Below are 14,741 nucleotides of genomic sequence, written 5' to 3' on the forward strand. Positions count from 1 at the left end.
CCCTATTCCGCGGCCAGCACCATGTCGGGGAAGAGCCCGGCCAATCCTTCCGGCGTGGCAGCGCAGACCCCGCGTTCGGTGATCAGGCCGGTGACCAGGCGGTTGGGCGTCACGTCGAAAGCCGGGTTGCCGCCGGGCGATCCTTCGGGCGACACACGGACCCACGCGAAATCGCCGTCCTCGCCGATACCCTGTACATGGGTGGTCTCGTGGGCGTTGCGCTCTTCGATCGGGATCTCGGCAACCCCGTCGTCAACGGTCCAGTCGATGGTGGGCGACGGCAGCGCGACGTAGAAAGGCACGCCGTTGTCATGCGCCGCCAGCGCCTTGAGGTAGGTGCCGATCTTGTTGCAGACGTCGCCGCGGCGGGTGGTGCGGTCGGTTCCGACGATCACCATATCCACCTGGCCGTGCTGCATAAGGTGGCCACCGGCATTGTCCACGATGTAGGTATGCGGGATGCCGTGGCTGCCAAGCTCCCACGATGTCAGCGCGCCCTGGTTGCGGGGACGCGTTTCATCCACCCAGACGTGCAGTGGGATGCCTTCGTCATGGGCGTGGTACATGGGGCTGGTGGCGGTGCCGAAATCCACGGTGGCAAGCCACCCGGCGTTGCAATGCGTGAGGATACGCACCGGCTCGCCCGATGGTTTCTTCGCCGCGATCTCGCGGATGATCTCCAGCCCGTTCCTGCCGATGGCGCGGTTGATCTCCACGTCCTCGTCAGCGATTTCGTGCGCCATCTGCAGCGCCTTCGCGGCCCGGTCGCCTTCTGGCACACCGCGCAGCGCGTTGCGGCAGCGGTCCAGCGCCCAGCGAAGGTTGATCGCCGTCGGACGGGTTTCGTGCAGGTAGTCCCACGTCTTGTCGAGGTTGGCGTCCGAAGCATCTTCGGCCATTGCGAAAGCCACGCCGTAGGCCGCCGTCGCCCCGATCAGCGGCGCGCCACGCACCCGCATCTCGACGATGGCGGTGGCATAATCTTCCAGCGTGTCGAGCTGCTGGATCCGGAAATCATGCGGCAGCCAGCGCTGGTCGATGATCTGTACCGCGCCTTTGGCCTCGTCCCACCAGAGCGAGCGATAGGGGGTTCCGTTGACCTTCATAGCATGTCCTTTCCGTTGTAGGCCCGGGCCATGTCGCAAAGCGCGGCCGTGTCGGCGATCGTCTCGGCATTCAGGATCAGATCCCGCCCCATCATCAGGTTGCGCGCCTCCAGCGGCGCACGCAGGGCGGCATCCTCGATCTCTTCGAAATCGGCGTTGTGGGCCAGCGACAGGCAGCGGCGGTGCATTTCTATCCCGCAAATCGCCATGGCGTCTTCCCAAATGTTGCGCAGCACCGCGTCGCGTGCCTCATCCGAAGGCTGGCCCTGATCTTCGAACAGCGCGGCCGGGTACAGCATCCCGGTACGCTCCTCGCGCCAAAGCCGGGCGAACTCCGCCTCGAAGGTGGCGAATGTCCCGACGATAACCTCCAATAGCCACTCCTGATAGCTTTCAAGGTCGCCGCCGCGATGGGCAGGCTGACTGAAATAGGCCATCAGGTAATTCGCGGTCAGCATCCCGATATCGAACCCCATGGGGCCGTATTGCACGAACTCCGGGTCGATGATCTTGGTTTCACTCCCCGTCGCCATGATCGAGCCGGAATGCAGATCGCCGTGCAGCAACGTCTCGGTGTTGGAGGCGAATTTCATCAGCATCCGCTGGACCTTCGCCTTCATCCTTGTATCGCCGCGCAAGGTGGCAATGACCGGTGCAAGGCCCGCTGTGTGGTTGTTCATCTCGGCGTCGAAATAAGGGTCGGTGAAGACCAGCGCCTCGGTGATCGCCGGGATCTCCACGTTGCCGGAAAAGAGCCCGACATCGGCCTTCTTGCGCGCACTCGCCATGCTCAGCTCGGAGCCGCGGAAGGCCGTGCGCGCGCAGAACAGGCCCAATCGTTCGGCCAGGCCGTCGACCTTCTCCCCGGAAATGAGCTTGCGCCGCAGGATCGTGTGCGGGCTGAGAAACTCCATGATGATCAGGGCCTGCGCCTCGTCAAAGTGGTAGATCTCGGGCACAGAACCGGGGTCGCGTTCGGCCTGACGGGTAAGCGCGTGGTACTCGTAGAACGCACGGTAGAGCGGCAGGGGCCAGCTGTCGCCGACGAGCCGGACATAGGGCAGCGCCTGCTTGACGATCGCGGCGCCGTTCGGGCCTTCCACGATGAAGACAAGGTTCAGGTTGCCGTCGCCGACCTCGCGCACTTGCCACTGCGACGGATCGGGTCCGACATGCTCCTCCAGCCGCCCGACTCCGGCCAGCCTGTCGCCAAGGGTTTCCGCGCTGAGAGCGTCGTATCCGTCCTCTGTTGCCATGGAAAGATTCCTCCTATTTCGGGAAGCATTCCACCGGATTAGGCAATAGTCAATGCATTTGACATTCGTCATGTGCGGCGAAATAAAGGGCCACGTCTCGAAGGGGGAAAGAGACGTAAGGGGAGCATACATGACAGAAATTGCCTGCAAGATCCGTGGCTTGGAAAAGTCCTTTGGACAGAATCACGTGCTTCGCGGGATCGACCTGGATCTCGCCCCCGGGCAGGTGACGGTTCTCATGGGGGCCAACGGTGCAGGCAAGTCCACGCTGGTCAAAGTGCTTTGCGGTTACCACCGCAAGGACGCTGGCAGCCTTGAACTGGCGGGCAAGCCCTACGAGCCCGCAGACGCGGCTGACGCGATTTCCAGTGGTGTGGTGACCGTTCACCAATCGATCGACGACGGGGTGATCCCGGATCTCGACGTTGCCACGAACCTGACGCTCGACCGGCTGACCCAGCCCGGCGCGGGGCTTTTCGTGCACGACCGCAAGTTGCGCGAAGCGGCGCGCCATGTGGCCGAAGGCATGGGGCTGACCATGGACGTGCGCACCCGGGTGGGCGACCTCGACGTGGCGGACCGGCAGATGATCGCCATCGCCCGGGCCATGGCCCGGGCACCGCGGATCCTTGTGCTGGACGAACCGACCTCGTCACTCTCTGCGACCGAAGCGGCGCGGTTGTTCCAGCTTATCGACCGGCTGCGCGCCCAGGGGGTCGCGATACTCTACATCTCGCACCGCATGTCGGACATTCGCCGCGTGGCGGACAAGATCGTCTGCATGCGCGACGGTGCCATTTCCGGTCTCTTCGCCGAAGCGCCGCTGGACTACGAGGGCGCGGTTTCGGCCATGCTGGGGCACCAGATGACCGACGTCGACATCGACCCGCAGGCAGGCACCGCCCCTGTGCTCGAAATCGAGGGGCTTCGCCTGACCGAAGACGGCCCGACGGTCGACTTCACCGCGCGCGCCGGCGAGGTCGTCGCGGTGACCGGCCTTCTGGGCAGTGGCAAGACCCGGCTGGCAGAAATCATCTTTGGCCTCGCATCCCCACCCGCGGGAACGATGCGGATCGACGGCGATGCCTACGCGCCCCGTCATGCCGGTGAGGCGGTGGCGCGGGGTGTCTTCATGTCGCCCAAGGACCGCCGGGCGAACGCGGTGATCCCGGATTTCGACATTGCCGACAACATGACACTGCCCTTCCTTGGCGCCTTCAGCCGGCTGTCATTCCTTTCGGGTCGGCGCCAGCGGCAGGCGTCGGACGACATGATCGGCCGCATCGGCGTGGTCTGTCAGGGTGGAACGGATTCCATCCTCACCCTTTCGGGGGGCAATCAGCAGAAGGTGATGATCGGCCGCTGGCTGATCGAGCCCAGCCGGGTGCTGCTGCTCGACGAGCCATTCCAGGGCGTGGACATCGGCGCCCGGCGCGACATCGGGCAGCACATCCGGGAGACGGCCAATGGCCGCGCCACTGTGGTTTTCGTGTCGGAGATCGACGAGGCCTTGGAGATCGCCGACCGCATCGTGGTTCTGAACGAAGGTGCCGTGGCGGGCGAACACATCAGTGGGAAAATCGACCTCGGCCAGCTTGTGGCGCAGGTATCGGGGCAGGTCGCCGGCACAGCCGCGGGCAAGCCGGGCGCGACTGTCGGGGCAGAAGGACAAGACCATGGGTAACGAGCGTTTCCTCAATTTCGCGATCAAGTACGGCTTCCTGATCTTGCTGGTGGGGCTGGTGATCTTCTTCAGCCTCTCGACCAACGGCTTCGGCTCGGCACGATCGGCGGTCTTTATCCTGCAATCGGTGGCGATCACCGGCATCCTTGCGCTTGGCGTGACCTGCACGCTGGTGGTGGACGGCTTCGATCTCTCCATCGGCTCGGTTGCCACCTCGTCGCTGATGCTGTCGTCCTACGCCATGGTGGTGCTGGAGCTTTCGGCAGGCAGCGCGATCCTGCTGTGCCTGCTGATGGGCGCCGTCGTGGGGCTGGTGAACGGGCTCCTGATCGTCAAGTTCAAGGTGCCCGACCTTCTGGCGACACTGGGCATGATGTTCCTGCTGATCGGCCTGCAACGCATTCCGACCCAGGGCAATTCGGTGGCCACCGGCATGGCGCTGCCCGACGGCAGCACGGCAGAGGGCACGTTCTCGCCCGCCTTCCTGTGGCTGGGTCGGCATCGGATGGACTTCTTTCTTGAAAACCTGCTGCCGGTGCCGGTGGTGATCTTCCTGCTGATCGCCGTCGGGATCTGGCTTTTCCTCGGCTTCACCCGGCATGGCCGGCTGATGTACGCGATCGGGTCGAACGAGAGGGCTGCCGCGCTTGTCGGCACGCCCGTCAACCTTTTCAAGATCGTGGCTTACATGATCTCGGGGGTCATGGCCTCGGTCGGGGGAATGCTGTTGGCCGCGCGGCTGGGACGTGGCGACATCGCCTCGGGCACCAACCTGCTGCTCGACAGCGTCGCGGCGGCACTTATCGGGTTCGCGGTGCTGGGCGCGGCGCGTCCCAACGCCTTCGGAACCGCCATTGGCGCGCTCTTCGTGGGCATCCTGCTTCAGGGCCTCACGATGATGAACGCGCCCTACTACACGCAGGATTTCGTCAAGGGCGCCGTGCTCGTCATCGCGCTTGTCTTCACCTTCTACCTGTCCTCGCGCCGCGGGGCGGGTGGGAAATGACTCAATCGGGGAATCAAGGGAGGATACCCAATGCTGAGACGTAACCTACTGAAACTGGCCGGGGTGGCCACGCTGGCCATCAGTGCCGTGCCTGCCATGGCGCAGGACGCGCCTGCGCCCTTCGACAATCCGGGCGAGGTCAAGATCGCGCTGGTGCGCTATCTGTCCACCGGCGACTTCTTCCAGTCGTACCTGTCGGGCGTGGAAAATCAGGCCGAAGCTCTCGGCGTCGATCTGCGGATACTCGACAGCCGGCAGGACGCCGCCCTGCAGGCCGACATGGTGGACCAGGCCATCGCGCTTGGTGTGGACGGGATCATCATCCAGCATGGCCTGACCGAATCCATGAAGCCCGCGGCACAGCGTGCGGTGGATGCGGGCATCAAGGTCGTGGCCTTTGACGTGAACGTGGAAAACGACGCGATCCCGCAGGTCGAGCAGTCGGACTACATGCTTGGCAAGCTCGCCCTCGATCAGGCCATCCAGGACCACGGGACCGATTTCACCGCGGGCTACGTGTATGTCCCCGGCATCGCGCCGCTCGACCGTCGCGACGTGGCCTGGAAAGAGGTGAAGGAAGCCCACCCCGGCATCACCGAAGCCGCACAGTTCGGCACGCTCGACAATCCGATCGCCAACTCGGTGGCCAACCAGGCACGTTCCGTTCTGCAGGCGAACCCGATGATCAGCGTGATGTTCGCGCCCTATGACGAATTTGCCAAGGGCGTGAAGATTGCCGTGGACGAGGCGGGCCTGACCCAGGACGTCGACATTTATTCGGCCGACATCTCCACCGCCGACATCGCAGCCATGCGCGAGCCGGATTCGGCGTGGGTCGCCACCGTCGCAACCAATCCCGCCGTGGTGGGCGAGGTCTCGGTCCGTACCCTGGCGCTGCTTCTGGCGGGCGAGGATCCGGGCCAGAACGTTGTGGTGCCGCCGACGCTAATCACCCAGGACTTCCTGAACGAGAACAACGTCAAGAACATGGGCGAACTCGGCTCCAAGATGCCGCAGTTCCAGCATGCCGACGTGGCCGTGGCCGACTGGATCAAGCTGCCCGCACGGTAAGACCACTCTTCCGGTCCGCCCCTCCGGGCGGGCCGGCCCCACCCCGAAAGGAAAGCCAATGCTGAAGGGTATCGACGGACGGATCGGACCAGCCCTTTTGCATTGTCTTGCGCGCATGCGCCCTGGCGACGAATGCGTCATCGCCGACGCGAAGGGTCATCTTCCGACCCAGCCCACAGAAATCCGGCGGGCCATCCCGTCCGAACCAGACCCAAGTGCAATGCGCCCGGCAGGACCCGCCGGGCCAGGAACGGAGTATCGCAATGCGCAATGAAAAGACGACCGAGGAGGTCGCGCTCGGCATCCGGCGGCGCGTGTTCGAACACGCAATGCGCAACAATGGCGGCTACCTCAGCCAGGCCTGTTCAGCGGCCGAGCAGCTTGCCTGGCTCTACCACGAGGAGTTGAACCTGGGCGCACCCACGCTGCCCCCGGTGCCGGAACCGTTCGGTGGCGTGCCTTCTGCCGATAACGCCGATTACCACACCGGCGCGGGTTACAACGGACCCTTCTCGCCGGAATATGACCGGCTTTTCATCGCGCCGGCGCATTACGCGCTGGTGGCCTATGCCACGCTGATCGAGACCGGTCGCATGGCGCCCGAGGGGCTGGAGATGTTCAACAAGGACGGTTCCTCGGTCGAGATGATCGGCGCAGAGCATTCGCCGGGCATGGAGGTGCACAACGGCACGCTGGGCATCGGTCTGTCCACCGGGGCGGGGCTGGCCTATGGCCGCAAGCGCCGGGGCGAGCCGGGCCGAACCTGGGTGTTCATGTCCGATGGCGAGGTGCAGGAAGGCCAGACATGGGAAGCGGTGCAAGCCTGCGCCTTCCATGGCATCGACAATCTTTACGCGATCATGGACGTCAACGACCAGCAATGCGACGGCGCCATGTCGAGCGTGATGGAAGTGGGCGACATCGCGACCAAGTTCTCCAATTTCGGCGCAACATGCGTGGAGGTGGACGGGCATGACCTGACGGCCATCCGTGACGCTTCGAAGGAAGCGCACGAAGGCCGGCCGCTGATCATCCTCGCCCGGACCTCGCCGTTCCACACGATGTCGATCCTCGAAGAACGCTTCCCGCGCCTGCATTACGTGCGCTTCAAGTCCGAAGACGAACGCGCCCGCTTCAACACTTCGATCGCCGCCGACCTCGGTGTCGATCCCATCGATTACGCCCATTAAGGAGTCAGCGACATGGTTGATATGGTGTCACGCCCCTATGCCACGGCGTTCGAGAAATTCGCCGGCGGCAATCCCGATATCCTGTGCCTCTCGGCCGACCTCACGTCGTCCTGCGAGATCGACGGCTTCCGCGACCGGTACCCGGATCAGTTCGTCTCCATGGGCATGGCTGAACAGAACATGCTGAGCTTTGCCGGCGGTCTGGGTCTGGCCGGCTTCCGGCCCTTCATCCACACCTTCGGGGTCTTCATGTATCGTCGGCCATACGATCAGCTCATGGCCTCCATCGCCTACCCGCGGCGCAAGGTCCGGCTGATGGGGTTCCTGCCGGGCGTGACCACTCCCGGCGGCATGACCCACCAGTCGATCGAGGACATCTCCGTGATGCGCTCGATCCCCAACATGTCGATCCTGGAAACCGGGGATGCGACCGAGGTGGAGAGCATCTGCGAGGCGGCCGACAGTATCGACGGCCCGGTCTGGTGCCGGGTGCTGCGCGGCTCGGTCCCGCGGCTTTTCGATACGCCGATCAAGGTGGGCGAGATGCGGGTCCTGTCCGAAGGCACCGACATCCTTGTCGTGACCTCAGGCATCTCCACGGAAGAAGCGCTTCGCGCCCGGTCCGCGCTGGCCCAGGCCGGCCTTTCGATCCGGCACATCCACCTGCATACGATCAAGCCTTTCGATCACAAGCAGCTTCTGGACCACATTGGATCGGTGAAGCACGGCGTCGTCACGCTCGAAAACCATGTGACCGAGGGCGGCATCGGAAGCCTCGTGGCCGAGACGATGGCGGATGCCGGAATTGGCAAGCGGCTCATTCGGCTGGGTCTCAAGGACACCTACGCCCATGGCGGGTCGCGGCCCTACCTGATGCGCTACTACGGTCTGGACGCGCTGGCACTGGTGCGCGGCATCGAGAGGCTGATGGAACAGGAGTTCGGTATCTCCGAGGACGATCTGGACGCAACGCGGGTCGATGACGTGCATTCGCTGGTCAAGGCAGAGGCGCTCTGATGAACCGGTTCGAGGTCACCTATAGAATCTTCGCCGATGACCAGTCCGATGCGGAGGCCCGTGCCGCCGGCATCGCGCTGGAGAACACGGTGGAGATCCCGCGCGACGTGGTTCCCGCGGGCTACGTGGAAGACGTGGTTCTGGGCCGGGTCGAGGACGTGGTGCCCGAAGGCGAGGGAACGTGGCTTGGCCGCGTCAGCTATCACATCGACGCGGTGGGGCGTGAGTTGCCGCAGTTGCTCAACGTCGTGCTGGGCAACGCCTCGATCCTGCGCGGGGTGAAGGCGTTGGGGCTGACCCCGAATGCCGACGTGCTGGAACGCTTTCCCGGCGCGCAATACGGCGTGTCGGGGCTGCGCGAGCTGACGGGGCGCGCCTCTGGCGGGTACGTATGCCCGGTGATCAAGCCACAGGGATCGTCTGCCGAGACGCTGGCGCGGCTTTGCTATCTCACCGCGCGGGCGGGCGCCGACATCGTGAAGGAAGACCACGGTCTCGCCAATCAGGACGCGGCCCCCTTCCGCGAGCGGGTGACGCACTGTGCCGAGGCCGTGGGCGGGGCCAATGCCGAACGGGCCGACGGAGGGGACCCGACGCGGGCGCTCTACTTCGCCAGCATCGGCGGCCATGGCGACCAGGTGCGCGAACTGGCCATGCACGCGCAGGAGGCGGGCGCCCATGGCGTGCTGCTGATCCCCGGGCTCTTCGGCTTCGATGCCATGAACCGTCTGGCGCAGGACGCGGACTTCACCCTGCCGATCATGGCGCATCCCAGTCACCTTGGCCCCTACGTGCTCTCGCCCGAGATGGGCTATTCACATGGGATGCTCTTCGGCACCCTGATGCGGCTGGCGGGGGCTGACATCTCCGTGTTTCCGAACCACGGCGGGCGCTTCGGGTTCTCGGTCGCAGAATGTACGGAAATCGTTGCGGCCTGCCGTGGCGAAGGCCCGGGGCGCGCGATCCTGCCCAGCCCCGGAGGCGGCATGAGCCTCGACCGACTGCCCGACATGATGCGGCTGTACGGCGAAGATTGCGTGTACCTGCTGGGCGGCAGCCTGCTGCGCTACGGCGACCGGATTGGCGATGCCATCCACGAGATGCGAGCGGCACTGAACGGGGCGTGACGGGTCCGCCAGCATCCTCACCGAGGGCACCGGTACGGGAAGGCGACGATCGTTGAAGGAACAGGGAAAGTCGCCCTTCGTGCAGACCGGGATTAAGGACCTGATCTCCCCCGACTTCTACGCATCTAAATATCGTCGTCCGTCTTGGAGCGATTTAGTTCATAGGTGTTTGATCCCACGGTTTGATGGTGTGATCCTTTCGAAGGAATGGAAGGAAGCATTATAGGGCAAGTTCGTCATGGCTGCGCCACGACCACGCACGCCGTCAGATCTGCAATACAGCGATCGCAAGCTTCGCTCTCGCAGCTGAGCGGTGAGTTGGGGATCAATCCCAAGACGGTCGCTAAGTGGCACAAGCGGGCAACGGTCGAGGACCTGAAGGCCGGTCCGAGGGAGCCGCGCTCGACAGTTCTGACTGAGGCGGAGGAGGCGATGATCGTCGCGTTCCGGCGTCACACGCTGCTGCCGCTGGACGATTGCCTCTATGCGCTGCAGCCCACAATCCCGCATCTAACGAGGTCAACCCTGCACCCGTGCCTTCAGCGGCATGGCATCTCGCGCCTGCCGGACATCGAGAGGGACAAGCAGAAGCGGCAGAAGTTCAAGCGCTACCCGATCGGGTTCTTCCACATCCACTGCCCGGCAGGCGATTTGCGTAGCAAATCTGCCGGGCAGCGGTCGAGCGGATAAACCGCACGATCAAAGACGCGACCGTCAAGCGCTACCACTACGAAAGACACGATCAGCTGCGGAACACTGAGGGGCCACGCAGCCCTGGGCAGACCGTGTTCCGTACACATGATTTCGAGATTTATTATGATAAGGAGCGAAATGTAACGAAGTTGTCTGGGAACGCCGAATTCGACTTCGAGAACAGGAACTGTTTCGTGTTCTGCATGACGGCCCCGCAAAAAAGATTCCGTAATACATTCGAGGGCGACCAATTGGTTTGGTATATTCGCCGAGAGAGCGCGGATGAGTTCTCCAATACATTAGGGCGCGAACTTTCATCCGACCCCAGAATTCTTCAAGCTGTTTTTCCTTTTTTTGGAAACAATGGTTCGGGCGGGAAGGTTGGGGTTCGCGCGAATCACGATATTGTTCGGTATTTGCCTAGGACACACTCCTTTGACCCGCAAACGCTGTTTAGCCTTTCGAAGATCTTAGAAAACAGATCGGCCTTTGTGAAACCTATCGGTGCACCTTGGTTTTTCGAAAGGCAGGAAGAATATCGATTCCTGCTTGATGTCCACATGGTAGGTTTGAAAGCGAATCCTAGTATACCGGAGTTCTGGGATTTGCCCTTCGAGCCATTTTCAAGATTTGTTGAGTTTATCGATTAAAGTTTTTGCCTTTGGCGTTAATTTCGAAAACCGAAGGCGCTTTTCCAAAGTACAACCTTGTCTTGCAGGTTGAGTGCCGGAAACCGCAAAGCTGATGGTCTTCACTCTGGTCAGGGCCGCTTCGAAGAAGTGGCAAAAGCTCAACGGGGGAACCATTTGCCCCGTATCATCGAAGGTGTCACATTCACCGACGGCATCGCCCAAGATGATGCCAATGAAAGCCGCACAGCCTAATCAATCCGCGTCACCCAGTTTCCGCCAATAGCTCAATCGTGGGTCGCGTCGACCGCTATGCAACTCGTCTAGCCGCTCTTACTTTTTCCGGGCGTCGGCGCGTGACGCAAATTGCATGAGGCGATTGAACTTAGGGCATTCCATGTGGTTGCTTGCCGGGCAATCCGCCACGTGCCGCAGGGCATCGCGCAAACGGATCAGACCCCGGATCTGCTCATCAAGCGCATCGGCTCGTAGGTGCAGTTCGGTACGAGGCAATCGCGGCAAGCCGTCCTTTCCGAACATGCCCTTGATATCATCAAGCGAAAATCCGGCCATTTTGCCCAATGAGATCAACGCGAGCTGCATCACCACTGGCCTGTCAAACTGACGCCGCAAACCGTGTCTTGCGACCGACTGAATCAGGCCGATTTCTTCGTAATAGCGCAATGTTGACGGAGGGACGCCACTTTGTTTCGACAGCACGCCTATATCAAGCAATTTCATGGTTGACCTAAAGTTGACTTGAAGTGGCAGAGTACTCGTTCACCGCTTTTATGACAAGAGGCGCCTCCGTGACCGAGCTGATCCACACCCGAACTCCAAGCCCGATCCTTATTACCCTTGCCGCCGCGACGCTGACGGCTTCGCTGGGCACCAGCATCGCATCCGTCCTGCTTCCCGTGCTGGCGCGGACCTTTTCCGCCACGGTGTCCGACGTTCAATGGGTCGTGCTGGCCTATCTCATGTCGGTGACCCTAACTATTGTCTCGGTCGGACGGCTCGGTGACCTGCTGGGGCATCGTCGCGTGCTGATATACGGGCTGATCATCTTTGTTGCTGCATCCGTCTTATGCGCCATGGCACCCAGCCTTTGGCTGTTGGTGACTGGCCGGGTTCTGCAAGGGCTTGGTGGTGCGATCCTGATCGCGCTGCCCATGTCGCTTGCTCGGGATCTCGTGCCGAGTGAGCGACTCGGCACGGCGATGGGTCTGCTTGGGACAACCTCGGCCGTGGGGACAGCGTTGGGGCCATCGCTTGGTGGTCTGCTTCTGACATGGGGCGAATGGCCGATGGCATTCTGGCTGCTGGCAGGATTTGGCGGCGCCACATTGGGTCTTGCTCTCATCGCCATCACCCAAAAACCCGAACGTCGGAATGTATCATACAGAGAGATGGATTTTCCCGGCACGATTGTCTTGATGGTCGTGCTTCTTGCCTATTCGCTTGCCACCAGCGGCGGGGCCGCCGGAATTCCCATGTCGCCCCTGTTATTGATTTCTGTGGCAGCTCTCGCGGTCCTGTTGTTTGCTGGCGTCGAAACCCGTGCGCCATTTCCTTTGGTGCCCATATCCTTGCTTCAAGACCGAAGAACCTGCCTTGGATTCGTCATGAACGTCGCTGTCGGAACGTTCATGATGTCCACGCTTGTTGTGGGCCCGTTCTTCCTGGCCTTCTCTCTGGGTCTGACCGAAGCGCTTACCGGAATGGTCATGGCTGTCGGACCGGTGGTCGCCGCGTTTTCGGGTGTTCCCGCGGGGCGCCTGACCGACCGGCTGGGCGCAAAGCGGGTCATGGTGATCGGGCTGGTGCAGAGCATGATTGGCCTTCTGTGTCTGGCCTATCTGCCGCGGGCTTTCGGGGTGGGCGGCTATGTCGCCGCACTTGTCGTGCTCACACCGGCCTTTCAGCTTTTCCTCGCCGCCAACAATACGGCGGCTCTGCTCGACGCTACGGACGAGAACCGCGGGCGGCTGTCCGGCCTTTTGGGGCTTTCCCGAAACCTTGGCCTGATGACCGGAGCTTCCGCCATGTCGACTCTGTTCGTCACCGTCCTTGGAACCGGCGATACCACGCAAGCATCGGCAGGCGAGATTGCCAATGCCTTTTCCATCACCTTTACCGCTGCGGCCTTGCTGGCGCTGACGACACTGGGCATGGCCATCTACAGTCAGGCTACGCCCGCACGAATGGCCTCGGATCCTGATCCGTGATAGCGAGCATCAATTGAATCAGCTACCGTGAAATCGCGTGCGCCAGTCCTTGGGCCCGACGCCCAGATGGCGGAGAAAGACGCGGCGCATCGTTTCCGAAGACCCAAAGCCACAGATGCGGGACGCGGATTCCACCGACGCGCCGCCTTCCAGCCGCGATTTGGCGTGTTCAAGCCGGATGAGTTCAACTCCGGTGGCCGGCGTCAGACCCGTGCGGGCCCGATAGTGACGTGCAAAGGAACGCAGACTCATTCCAGCCCGTTCAGCCAGGGTTTCAAGGTTCAGAGGGCGGCTGAGATTGTCGGCGATCCAGGCGTGCAGATCGGAAAAACTGTCGTCTCTTTGCTGCAATGCAAGTGGCGCACTGAACTGGGATTGCCCGCCCGGACGCTTGAGAAACACCACCAACTCCCGGGCCACGGCCAGGGCAAGTTTCCGCCCGTGGTCCTCTTCGACCATCGCCAGTGCAAGGTCGATTCCGGCGGTCACGCCGGCGGAAGTCCAGTAATGGCCATCGCGGACGAATATCGGGTCACGCTCAAGCTTCACGGCGGGGAACCGCGCCACGAATTCATCATATCGGTTCCAGTGGGTCGCGGCCCGGCGACCGTCAAGCAGCCCTGCTTCGGCCAACAGGAAAGCGCCGCTGCACACGGATGCCATGCGCCGCACACGGGCCGCGCGATCCGCAATCCATTCGATCGTCGCCGGGCGCGCAAGAACAGCATTCACGCCCCTCCCCCCGGCAACAATGGCGGTGTCAGGGGCACCGGACGTGACGGACATCGGGCGGCATTTCAAAACCATACCCGCGCTGCACATCACCTCTGGGTCTTCGGCGACAAGTGCAATTTCGTAAAGCCGCTTCGATCTGCCGGCATTGATGTCGTTGGCCGAGGCAAACACCTGAGCCGGGCCGGTCGCGTCAAGCATCTGGCAGTCCGGGAAGATCAGGATTTCGACATGATGCGCCATTCTTGGCAGAATCCGAGGGGTATTTGGCATTCGCGCCAGATCTTTTCCTGCCATTGTGTGCGTGTCAAGATAGGAGGTCACCATGACATACCGGTTTGGACTCTTGAGCTTTCCAAATGTTCAGCAACTCGATCTTACGGGCCCCTACGAGGTCTTTGCCTCTGCGAGGGACTGTGAGGTGCATTTGGTTTGGAAAGACCGCGCACCGATCCGTTCGGCCACGGGCCTTTGGCTGACGCCTGACACTTGCTTTTCAGATGCGCCGGACTTTGACGTGATCTGTGTGCCCGGAGGTGCCGGTGTAAATGTCCTGCTGAATGACACCGAAACGCTGGATTTCCTGCGCAGGGCGGCTGCATCGGCCCGCTTCGTGACATCGGTCTGCACCGGCTCGCTGTTGCTTGGCCAGGCGGGCTTGCTGAAGGGCAGAAAAGCCACGACGCATTGGAATGCTCTGGATTTCCTTGACGGTATGGGCGCCCTTCCCGTCAAGGAACGCGTGGTGCGTGACGGCAATCTGATAACGGCGGGCGGGGTGACTTCGGGAATCGATTTCGGGCTTTCGGTGGTCGCCGAGTTGATCGGGCAGGACGAAGCCGAGACCGTGCAATTGATGCTGGAATATGCACCGGCCCCCCCGTTCGACGCAGGCACACCGGAAACCGCGAGGCCGGCCATAGTTTCCGAGGCCAAGCGCAGAGTATCAAAGTCCCGACACGAACGACAGATGGCGCTGAATGGCCAATAAAGAATCAAACC

13 protein-coding genes and 2 pseudogenes are annotated in these 14,741 nt (G+C 62.3%); 11 read left to right on the forward strand and 4 right to left on the reverse strand.

Annotated features, from left to right (window positions below; translation table 11 throughout):
• Positions 1-2 precede the first annotated feature (2 nt).
• Together mtnA and mtnK are read right to left on the reverse strand one after the other, a co-directional pair.
• Positions 3-1,106 carry an S-methyl-5-thioribose-1-phosphate isomerase gene (gene mtnA, locus D4754_RS17165; protein ID WP_121066114.1) on the reverse strand — a complete coding sequence of 368 codons (1,104 nt, stop codon included), beginning with the start codon at positions 1,104-1,106 and terminating at the stop codon, positions 3-5.
• Complete coding sequence (mtnK, locus tag D4754_RS17170; protein WP_121066117.1) at positions 1,103-2,362, reverse strand: S-methyl-5-thioribose kinase; 1,260 nt, start codon at positions 2,360-2,362, stop codon at positions 1,103-1,105. The genes mtnA and mtnK overlap by 4 nt, the downstream gene beginning before the upstream one ends.
• 130 nt (positions 2,363-2,492) lie before the next feature.
• On the opposite strand from mtnK, the gene D4754_RS17175 reads away from it, so the two are divergent.
• The 9 genes and pseudogenes from D4754_RS17175 to D4754_RS24415 form a co-directional block, all read left to right on the forward strand.
• Positions 2,493-4,046: a sugar ABC transporter ATP-binding protein gene (locus tag D4754_RS17175; RefSeq protein ID WP_121066120.1), complete on the forward strand. Its 1,554-nt coding sequence runs from the start codon at positions 2,493-2,495 to the stop codon at positions 4,044-4,046.
• Positions 4,039-5,052 (forward strand): ABC transporter permease, encoded by a 1,014-nt coding sequence (locus tag D4754_RS17180; protein ID WP_121066123.1) that lies wholly within the window; start codon positions 4,039-4,041, stop codon positions 5,050-5,052. Before D4754_RS17175 ends, D4754_RS17180 begins: the two co-directional genes overlap by 8 nt.
• A gap of 30 nt (positions 5,053-5,082) precedes the next feature.
• Positions 5,083-6,123 carry a substrate-binding domain-containing protein gene (locus D4754_RS17185; RefSeq protein ID WP_121066126.1) on the forward strand — a complete coding sequence of 347 codons (1,041 nt, stop codon included), beginning with the start codon at positions 5,083-5,085 and terminating at the stop codon, positions 6,121-6,123.
• Between the two features lie 263 nt (positions 6,124-6,386).
• Positions 6,387-7,313 carry a transketolase gene (locus tag D4754_RS17190; protein WP_121066129.1) on the forward strand — a complete coding sequence of 309 codons (927 nt, stop codon included), beginning with the start codon at positions 6,387-6,389 and terminating at the stop codon, positions 7,311-7,313.
• A gap of 12 nt (positions 7,314-7,325) precedes the next feature.
• Positions 7,326-8,330 (forward strand): transketolase family protein, encoded by a 1,005-nt coding sequence (locus D4754_RS17195; RefSeq protein WP_121066132.1) that lies wholly within the window; start codon positions 7,326-7,328, stop codon positions 8,328-8,330.
• Positions 8,330-9,457, forward strand: coding sequence for a RuBisCO large subunit C-terminal-like domain-containing protein (locus D4754_RS17200; protein WP_121066135.1), 1,128 nt, complete (start codon positions 8,330-8,332; stop codon positions 9,455-9,457). The genes D4754_RS17195 and D4754_RS17200 overlap by 1 nt, the downstream gene beginning before the upstream one ends.
• 222 nt (positions 9,458-9,679) lie before the next feature.
• Positions 9,680-10,090 (forward strand): annotated as a pseudogene (locus D4754_RS17205) (transposase family protein); the annotation flags it as partial.
• 263 nt (positions 10,091-10,353) lie between these two features.
• On the forward strand, positions 10,354-10,800 hold the full coding sequence (locus D4754_RS24070; RefSeq protein ID WP_163025950.1) for a hypothetical protein: 447 nt from the start codon (positions 10,354-10,356) through the stop codon (positions 10,798-10,800).
• 79 nt (positions 10,801-10,879) lie between these two features.
• A pseudogene (locus tag D4754_RS24415) lies at positions 10,880-11,034 on the forward strand (IS256 family transposase); the annotation flags it as partial.
• A 78-nt stretch (positions 11,035-11,112) separates the two neighbouring features.
• Here the strand turns inward: D4754_RS24415 and D4754_RS17215 are convergent.
• A complete protein-coding gene (locus tag D4754_RS17215; RefSeq protein WP_121066137.1) occupies positions 11,113-11,520 on the reverse strand; it encodes a helix-turn-helix domain-containing protein in 408 nt (135 codons plus the stop codon).
• 68 nt (positions 11,521-11,588) lie between these two features.
• On the opposite strand from D4754_RS17215, the gene D4754_RS17220 reads away from it, so the two are divergent.
• Positions 11,589-13,007 carry an MFS transporter gene (locus D4754_RS17220; protein ID WP_240453924.1) on the forward strand — a complete coding sequence of 473 codons (1,419 nt, stop codon included), beginning with the start codon at positions 11,589-11,591 and terminating at the stop codon, positions 13,005-13,007.
• 18 nt (positions 13,008-13,025) lie between these two features.
• Here the strand turns inward: D4754_RS17220 and D4754_RS17225 are convergent, their stop codons facing one another.
• Positions 13,026-14,066, reverse strand: coding sequence for a GlxA family transcriptional regulator (locus D4754_RS17225; RefSeq protein ID WP_240453925.1), 1,041 nt, complete (start codon positions 14,064-14,066; stop codon positions 13,026-13,028).
• Between D4754_RS17225 and D4754_RS17230 the strand changes: the two genes are divergently transcribed.
• The gene (locus D4754_RS17230; RefSeq protein ID WP_121066143.1) at positions 14,065-14,730 is read left to right on the forward strand and encodes a DJ-1/PfpI family protein; all 666 of its coding nucleotides are present in this window, start codon (positions 14,065-14,067) and stop codon (positions 14,728-14,730) included. The genes D4754_RS17225 and D4754_RS17230 overlap by 2 nt on opposite strands.
• Positions 14,731-14,741 lie beyond the last annotated feature (11 nt).

It is taken from the genome of Chachezhania antarctica, from assembly GCF_003646465.1.
Lineage (GTDB): Bacteria > Pseudomonadota > Alphaproteobacteria > Rhodobacterales > Rhodobacteraceae > Chachezhania > Chachezhania antarctica.